The following is a 7,315-nucleotide window of genomic DNA, read 5'->3' as shown; positions in this document are numbered from 1 at the left end:
GGCAACGGCCCGGCTCTGGAAGAAGCCGCCGCTCGCGGGGCGTATGCGGTGGGGCTGGACAACAATCAGGACAGCCGCCTGCCCGGACGGGTGCTTACCTCCATAGTCAAAAAGGCCGACGATGCGGTATACGACCTGATGGCAGCCGCCGCTTCGGGCAACTTCAAGGGCAAGGAAATTCTGGTACGCGATCTCCAGAATGGCGGCGTGGATATTACAGACATGGCCCCTTTCAAGGCTGCGGCAGGCAAAAACATTCCTGCGGGGCAGGAACGTCGCCTGCGCGAACTGCGCGGCGAAATCATGAATGGCGGCATACGGCTCAAGTCATTAAGAGAAAAAACGCTCTGCGACTGCCTGTAGTCGCCGGCGGCAGCACACTGTACGCATGCCCGATAAGCGCATGACGCGGCCTCCGGCAGGCGGCACGCACCTTTCCTCTCGCCCGGGGCGGGCTGCCAGGTCGCAGCACGTTCAATTATCGGTTTTTCCATTGCCGAAAAAAGAAAAAGTAGATAGGCATATTCAAGGGTACGGGTAGCCCACCCCGGCCGAAGGCCGGCAGGGCCGTAATGCCAGTTCTGTTTTTTCCGCTCTTCTGCGGCCTTTAGAGCATGTTAACTTTGAAAAGGTGTAAATGCTCTAACGCTGCACGAAAGTGCAGCGCGCCACAATGTGGCGTGGATTCAGCCGAAAATCGCGTTTTCCGGCTGAATGAAAACTTTGAAATGTGAAGCAGTTCAAAGTTAATCTGCTCTAGGAGAAAAACCATGCGCAATATAAAAAAATATATTTCTCTGGCTGTTGTCGCGCTCATGCTGCTGCATCTGGCGGCCTCCGGAGCTGCTGCCGCGCGCCTGGTACGCGTGCCTACCGCCTGGATGGACGAGTTTGAAACGTTTCTTATCTGGTATGCCAAGGACAAGGGGTGGGATAAGGAAGCCGGGCTGGATATAGAAATCCGGCAATACTATTCCGGCGAGGAAATGCTTGACGCCCCCACAGGGGCATGGGTTTATGCGGGCATGGGGTCTGTTCCAGCCGTTATGGGCAACCTGCGCAACAATGTCACAGCCATCGCCACAGGCGTGGACGAGTCCGCGGCCAACGGCGTTGTGGTGCATGCGGACAGCCCCATAGCGGGCGTCAAAGGCTGGAACAAGGAATACCCCGACGTTCTTGGCAGCCCGGACACCGTACGCGGCAAAACCTTTCTGGTTTCGGACAAGAGTTCCGCGCACTACGCGCTTTCAGCCTGGCTGGACGTGCTGGGCCTTCGGGACAGTGATATCATTATAAGAAACATGATGCAGGGCCTTGTGGTCGCCAGCTATGAAAACCATATCGGCGATGGTGTGGCCCTGTGGGCGCCGCAACTGTATCTGGCCCTGAACAAGGGCGGCGCTCTTGCCGCAACCCTGAAAAACTGCGGTAAAGACAGTCCCACCTATATCGTGGCCGACACGGCCTATGCCAACGAGCATCCTGAAATAACCGTAAAATTTCTTACAATTTACTTCAGGGCCGTTGATGAATACCAAAGCAAAAATCCCGAAAATTTTCTTCAGGATTACCGCCGCTTTTATCTGGAATGGGCCGGAAAGGATTTTGATGACGACCTCATGCTGCGCGACATGAAAAGCCACAAGGTATTCAACCTGGCTGAACAGCAGGCGGCCTTTGATAACACCGCCGGGCGCAGCGAAGTGCAAAAAAAGCAGGAAGCCATTGCCCTCTTTTTCGCCGAACTGGGGCATCTGGGCAAAGACGGGGCCATACACGCAGGCACGGCCTCCTACGCCACAGACAAATACATCAAGCTTGTGCCGCCCAATCTCAAGCTGAAAAAATAGGGCCGCCCCGTTTCGGGCTGCTCCCACGCATGCGCCAACGCGGGCATGCGCCCGTTGCGCGCCGAGTGCGCGTCAGAGCAGTTAACGAATGAAATGAGTTAACTGCTCTGCAAGGATTTTCTTGAAAATCCTTGCCACGAAATGCGAGAAGGCAGGCTTTTGCCTGCCGTAAGCGAGCGTTTCAAGTGTTAAATGCTCTAGAGCAATTTCACTTTGAAATTGCTCTGGCGACTGCGTGAGCAGTCGCTCGCCGCAAAGGCGTAAGCGCAATTTATTTGCGCGGTTAAACGCCGAAGCGAGCGTGTATTAAACTTTGAGAATGTATATTCTCAAAGTTAATCTGCTCTAGATGCTCGTCGAATGCTCACTTTCTATGGACATTCTCAAAATTTAAGGCACGTTCGCTCGGCGCTTAACAGCACAAATACATTGCGCGTACTCACGCGGCCGCCAGAGCGATTTCAAAGTGAAAATGCCCTCAAAAAGATTCTGACAGCAGTACGGCGGGCCGCCACACGGCCCGCCGTACTTTTTTCATTTCCGTAGTGCGCCGCTACCGCCGCCCCCGGCGGAAACATCAAAGCGCGGTACGGATACGTGGCAGCCCCCCCGGCCCGTACGTTCAGCAAAACGCTGATGATAGTCTTCGGCCATGTAAAACGTCCCGGCCGGTTCCAGCTTTGTCGCCACATCATAGCCCAAGTCCCTCAAACGGCCCGTAAGCTTGCGCGCCACGGCCTCCTGTTCCGCATCAAGAAAAAACACGGCGGAACGGTACTGGTCCCCCACGTCCGGCCCCTGACGATTCAGTTGTGTGGGATCGTGTATTTCAAAAAAACGACGCAATATCTGCTCGTAGCTGACCACAGACGGGTCAAAGCTCACGCGCACGGCCTCAGCATGCCCGGTTTTGCCGGTGCACACGGCCTCATACGTCGGATTGGGCGTACGGCCTCCGGTATAGCCGGAAACAGCCTCGCACACGCCCGGCATTTTCCTGAAGGCATCCTCTACACCCCAAAAGCACCCCCCGGCCACAATGGCTGTGGCCGGGCATTTCTGTGAACCGGCCCGGGCCAACGCCTTCGCTTCTTCCGGGCTGCCCGCGGGATAAAAAGTCATGGACAGCGAATTGACGCAGTGCCGGGTATTCCTGGCAGTAAAGCCTTCGCCCTCAAACACATGCCCCAGATGCCCGCCGCAGTTTGCGCAGATAATTTCCACCCGCCTGCCGTCCGCATCGGGCTGACGGCGCACCGCGCCGGGCAGTTCAGTGTCAAAGCTGGGCCAGCCGCAACCGGATTCAAACTTGTCGCGCGAGCTGTAAAGGGGCGCGCCGCACTGCCGGCACACATAGGTTCCCGCTTCGTGCTTGTCTGTATATTGCCCGGAGAATGGCGCTTCCGTGGCTTTGCGTAAAATAACGTCCGCTTCCGGCCCGGAAAGGGGCGGCATGGGGAAAGGTGTTTTCATGGCAGTCTCCGGTGAAGCCGCATTAGCAGACCCGGCAGCGGCACAATCCGCGACAGCCGGAAAAAACGCGCCGCAAAGCAGCCAGGCGGCCAGGATTAAAAAAAAGAAATGCTCTCGCATAAATGCCTCACTGTTCTTCTGTGTACATAAGACCCCTGCGCGTGTGGTCAATGCCTTGCCCGCAACAGGCGTCATGCCTGGTCAGCCGCACAGGCCGTGTGATTTCAGAATATTTTTCTTTTTGAAATGGCTGCGTACCGGCCGGGCATTCCTGCCGTCACCGTCCGCATCTTCACTGCGCCTCAACGGCCAAAGCATATTCGCCTTGCCGGCCAGGTTCTGGGCCGTCTTGCGACGAGATTTTACAAAAACGCGCAGAGCATTGCCATTTTTTCAAAATTGCGCCGCCCAACATGGGGCAGACATGAACCGGAGGGCAAATGCGGAGGAAAAGACTTGCGCCCGCCCTGAAAAAACAGGCGGGCGCAGCAGCATACTTGTCAAGGACAGGCAGGACTCAGGCTGAAAAACCGTCAGGATGGTTCTTATGCCATTCCCAGGCGGATGCGATAATATCGTCAATGCCCGCCCTGGCTTCCCAGCCCAGCAGTTCTCTGGCGCGGTCAGCCGAGGCCACCAGCCGCGCAGGATCGCCATAGCGCCGGGTAGCCACGGTCACGCCGATGTCGTGGCCCGTGACCCGGCAGGCGGCCGCCACCATTTCGCGCACGCTGAAGCCCTTGCCGTTGCCGAGGTTGCACACCTCGCTGCCGCCACCCGCGCGCAGATAGTCCAGCGCGCGCATATGCGCATCGGCCAGGTCCATAACGCCGATGTAATCGCGGATACAGGTTCCGTCAGGCGTGGCATAGTCATTGCCGAAAATGGTCACGGTTTCACGTCTGCCCAGGGGAACCTGCAGGATGAGGGGAATGAGGTGGCTTTCCGGCCTGTGGTCCTCACCGATAATGCCCCCGGGCCAGGCCCCCCCCACGTTGAAGTAGCGCAGGCTCACAAAGCGTATGCCGTGAGCCTTGCCCACCCAGTGCATCATGCGCTCCATAATGAGCTTGCTTTCGCCATAAGGATTGGTGGGGCTGAGGGGCGCGTCTTCGCTGATGGGCACATTGTCCTGCTCGCCGTAAACAGCCGCCGACGAAGAAAATACGATCTTGTCTACGCGGTTGCGCACCATAGATTCAAGCAGGCTTTGCATGCCGTGGACATTGTTGTGAAAATATTTGAGCGGCTGCTCCATGCTTTCGCCCACCAGCGAACTGGCGGCAAAATGCAGCACGGCGTCCACGCGGTGCTCGGAAAAAATCCTGTCCAGCAATTCTCCCTGGCGAATATCGCCTTCGTACAGGGTAATACCGTCAGGCAGCGAGTCGCGGTGGCCGGTAAAAAAATTGTCAATGACAATTACTTCTTCACCACGCGCCAACAGGGAACGCACATTGTGGGAACCGATATACCCGGCTCCGCCGCAAACCAGAATGGGCATTGGCATGTCTCTTTTGTTGAAAGCTGTCCGACGCGGATTCCGCGCCAACAAGGTTTCGCTTTTTGCACAACAATTGCCGTCATGGCAAGCCCCGCCATGACTGGAGCAGTTTCAACCCTGAACACGCTCCGGCGGCGGCAGAAACGGATACCCGCTGGAGCAGTTTGCGAATGAAATGAGTTCACTGCTCTGCAAGGATTTTCAGGAAAATCCTTGCCACGAAATGCGGGCAGGCAGGCTTTTGCCTGCCGTATGAGCATTTCAAGTGTAAATGCTCTGGAAGGCCCGGCATATGCGCCCCGCCGTCCATATGGGCTGCCGTGGCGCGGCCGCCGGAAGCGACAAGCAATAAAACTCCATCCGCTCTGAAAACATGTTGCCACGACTTGAGCCGCGATGCCAGCGCGGAATGATATTTTTTTACGGAACAAGGCCCGGAACCGCATAAAAAGTTCCGGGCCTTGCCAAGGGCCGTCTGCCTTACGGCCCGTCTTCGGGGTATCCGAAGATTTTTCGCGTCAGGCTTTGCCTGGATCTGACCGCGCCTGTGCTTTAGAGCAGATTAACTTTGAGAATATACATTCTCAAAGTTTAAGGCACGCTCACTTCGGCGTTTAACCGCGCAGATAAACTGCGCTTACGCCTCCGTAGCGAACGTCTGCTCACGCAGCCGCCAGAGCAATTTCAAAGTGAAATTGCTCTAGCCCGCCGTATCCTGTCGTTCAGCGGCCAAAGCGTGCCGGGCATGCGTGGCGTCTACAGCTTCTTGAGCACGTCTTCGGCAAAGGCGCTCACGGCATCAGGGTCGCTTGAGGCGTCGCCTTCAATCTTCAGACCTTCGCAAATGATTTCCGCGCCCAGGCCCTTGGCCTTTTCTTCAATGGCGGGAACCGCGCCGCAATAATGCTCGTATTCCATATCACCGGAGGCAAAGGCGGCCAGCTTCTTGCCCTTGAGGCCCATGCTGTCCATTTCGTCAAACAGGGGGGCGAAATCGTCCTGTAGTTCCAGATCTTCCATGCCCCAGGCCGAGCAGCCCATGAGCACGGCATCATAGCCATCGGCCAGATTGTCGGCCGACGCCTCGGCGGCGTTCAGCAGGGTTACTTCATGCCCGCCTGCCGCAATCAGCTCTTCCAGCTTTTGCGCGATGCTTTCCGTATTGCCGGTGCTGGAACCAAAGAGAATCAAAACCTTGCTCATGATACGCTCCTCCCGGCTGTGGCCGGATATTTATAAAATGAAATTCATTTTCAAATGAGATAAATACCTTCGACTCCCATGTCAAGACCATGCCGCCGAAAATACAAACTTTTTACCCTGAGGTATTTGTCGGCCCGGTTTGCGCTGTTGCCAGGCAGCAGGTTCACAGCCCCATGCCGGGAAAAGCTGAAAAAAGGAAGACGCCGGGCAACCGACGTCTTCACTGTATAAAAACATGCAAACAATTCTGTGACCATACTCACAAATGAAAATAAACCGCCCTCAGAAATTTTCGTCTCCCGAAAAGGCGTCTGTTGCGCCATCGGCGCTGCCATCCGCGCTCTCTCCGGGCGCCAGGGCGCCTTCCTTGGCACGGGGCGCGGGCATGCTCCAGTCACCGGGTGCAGGGGCCTCAAGCTCGGCCCTGTCTCCCACATACGGATTAAAATAGCCGTAACGCAGCCAGGGGCAAAGCTTTTTCAAACGCTTCATGAATTGCGTCAGCCCCATGCTGGGCGAAAACTCAAGCCGCTTGCCGCCATCGGAATCCTGCCCCTCGTTCATGAGTTTGAAGTACCACTCAGGGTCAATGTTGAGGTTACGCCACTGTATCATGCTCACGCCGTTTTCGCCCACCATCCGCGCCAGAGCGTCAAGCTCTTCTTCGGTATCCGTGATGCCCGGAAAAAACAGCAGGTTCAGGGCCACAAAAACTCCACGGCTTCTGGCGGCGCGTATGGACTCTTTCACGTCGTCAAGGCAGTAGTCCACGGGGCGGTAATAACGCTCATACAGCACCGGGCGGGCGCTGTTCAGGCTTACCCGCATGCTGGTCAGCCCGGCTTCGGCCAGACGGGCCACAGCCTGCGGGCGCGACGCATTGGTATTGCAGTTGATGGTCCCCGCGCCGCCGCCGGAACGGAAAAGCCGTATGCTTTCTTCCAGCAGATCGGCATTCATGAGAGGATCACCCTCGCAGCCCTGCCCAAAGGAATAGATGGGCGCGCGGCTTTCGCGTCCGGCATGGATGCGCATGACCTCGGCCACTTCACCGGGTTCCGGCGCAAAGGCCAGGCGGCACTGCGGGGTCACGGCCACAGGCGAATCTTTTTCCTGGGCGGAGATACAGCCCACGCAGCGGGCATTGCAGGCACGGGAGGTGGGCAGGGGCGCTTCATAGCGCCCCAGGGCAAAATTGCAGGCCGCCGGGCAGTCGTAACGGGCCACGCAGTTGTCCAGAATATGCCGGACAAGACGGTTGGCGGGATAATCCCGCAACAGC

At 57.0% G+C, this 7,315-nt stretch carries 6 protein-coding genes; 2 read left to right on the top strand and 4 right to left on the bottom strand.

Annotated elements, in window-relative coordinates:
• Together V6C16_RS05650 and V6C16_RS05645 are read left to right on the top strand one after the other, a co-directional pair.
• Window positions 1-363, top strand: a 363-nt coding sequence (locus tag V6C16_RS05650) for a BMP family ABC transporter substrate-binding protein (RefSeq protein WP_333536838.1), incomplete at its 5' end; no start/stop codon positions are given.
• Window positions 364-770: 407 nt separating this feature from the next.
• Window positions 771-1,853 carry an ABC transporter substrate-binding protein gene (locus tag V6C16_RS05645; protein WP_333536837.1) on the top strand — a complete coding sequence of 361 codons (1,083 nt, stop codon included), beginning with the start codon at window positions 771-773 and terminating at the stop codon, window positions 1,851-1,853.
• Between the two features lie 534 nt (window positions 1,854-2,387).
• On the opposite strand, the gene V6C16_RS05640 is transcribed toward V6C16_RS05645, so the two are convergent.
• The 4 genes from V6C16_RS05640 to V6C16_RS05625 form a co-directional block, all read right to left on the bottom strand.
• Window positions 2,388-3,326 carry a bifunctional methionine sulfoxide reductase B/A protein gene (locus tag V6C16_RS05640; RefSeq protein ID WP_333536836.1) on the bottom strand — a complete coding sequence of 313 codons (939 nt, stop codon included), beginning with the start codon at window positions 3,324-3,326 and terminating at the stop codon, window positions 2,388-2,390.
• Window positions 3,327-3,843: 517 nt separating this feature from the next.
• On the bottom strand, window positions 3,844-4,830 hold the full coding sequence (galE, locus tag V6C16_RS05635; protein ID WP_333542869.1) for a UDP-glucose 4-epimerase GalE: 987 nt from the start codon (window positions 4,828-4,830) through the stop codon (window positions 3,844-3,846).
• Between the two features lie 756 nt (window positions 4,831-5,586).
• On the bottom strand, window positions 5,587-6,033 hold the full coding sequence (locus V6C16_RS05630; RefSeq protein ID WP_333536167.1) for a flavodoxin: 447 nt from the start codon (window positions 6,031-6,033) through the stop codon (window positions 5,587-5,589).
• Between the two features lie 282 nt (window positions 6,034-6,315).
• The coding region (locus V6C16_RS05625) for a radical SAM protein (RefSeq protein ID WP_333542868.1) at window positions 6,316-7,315 on the bottom strand (1,000 nt) is incomplete at its 5' end.

This window comes from Desulfovibrio sp. 1188_IL3213, from assembly GCF_036763145.1.
Classification (GTDB): Bacteria; Desulfobacterota; Desulfovibrionia; order Desulfovibrionales; family Desulfovibrionaceae; genus Desulfovibrio.
The sequence above is the reverse complement of the archived record's forward strand: the minus strand, read 5'-3'. Positions and strand labels throughout refer to the sequence as shown.

Bases quoted from the DNA above. Each gene is read 5' to 3' on its own strand.
- V6C16_RS05645 (WP_333536837.1), top strand. From the start codon at position 771: ATGCGCAATATAAAAAAATATATTTCTCTGGCTGTTGTCGCGCTCATG.
- V6C16_RS05640 (WP_333536836.1), bottom strand. From the start codon at position 3,326: ATGAAAACACCTTTCCCCATGCCGCCCCTTTCCGGGCCGGAAGCGGAC.
- galE (WP_333542869.1), bottom strand. From the start codon at position 4,830: ATGCCCATTCTGGTTTGCGGCGGAGCCGGGTATATCGGTTCCCACAAT.
- V6C16_RS05630 (WP_333536167.1), bottom strand. From the start codon at position 6,033: ATGAGCAAGGTTTTGATTCTCTTTGGTTCCAGCACCGGCAATACGGAA.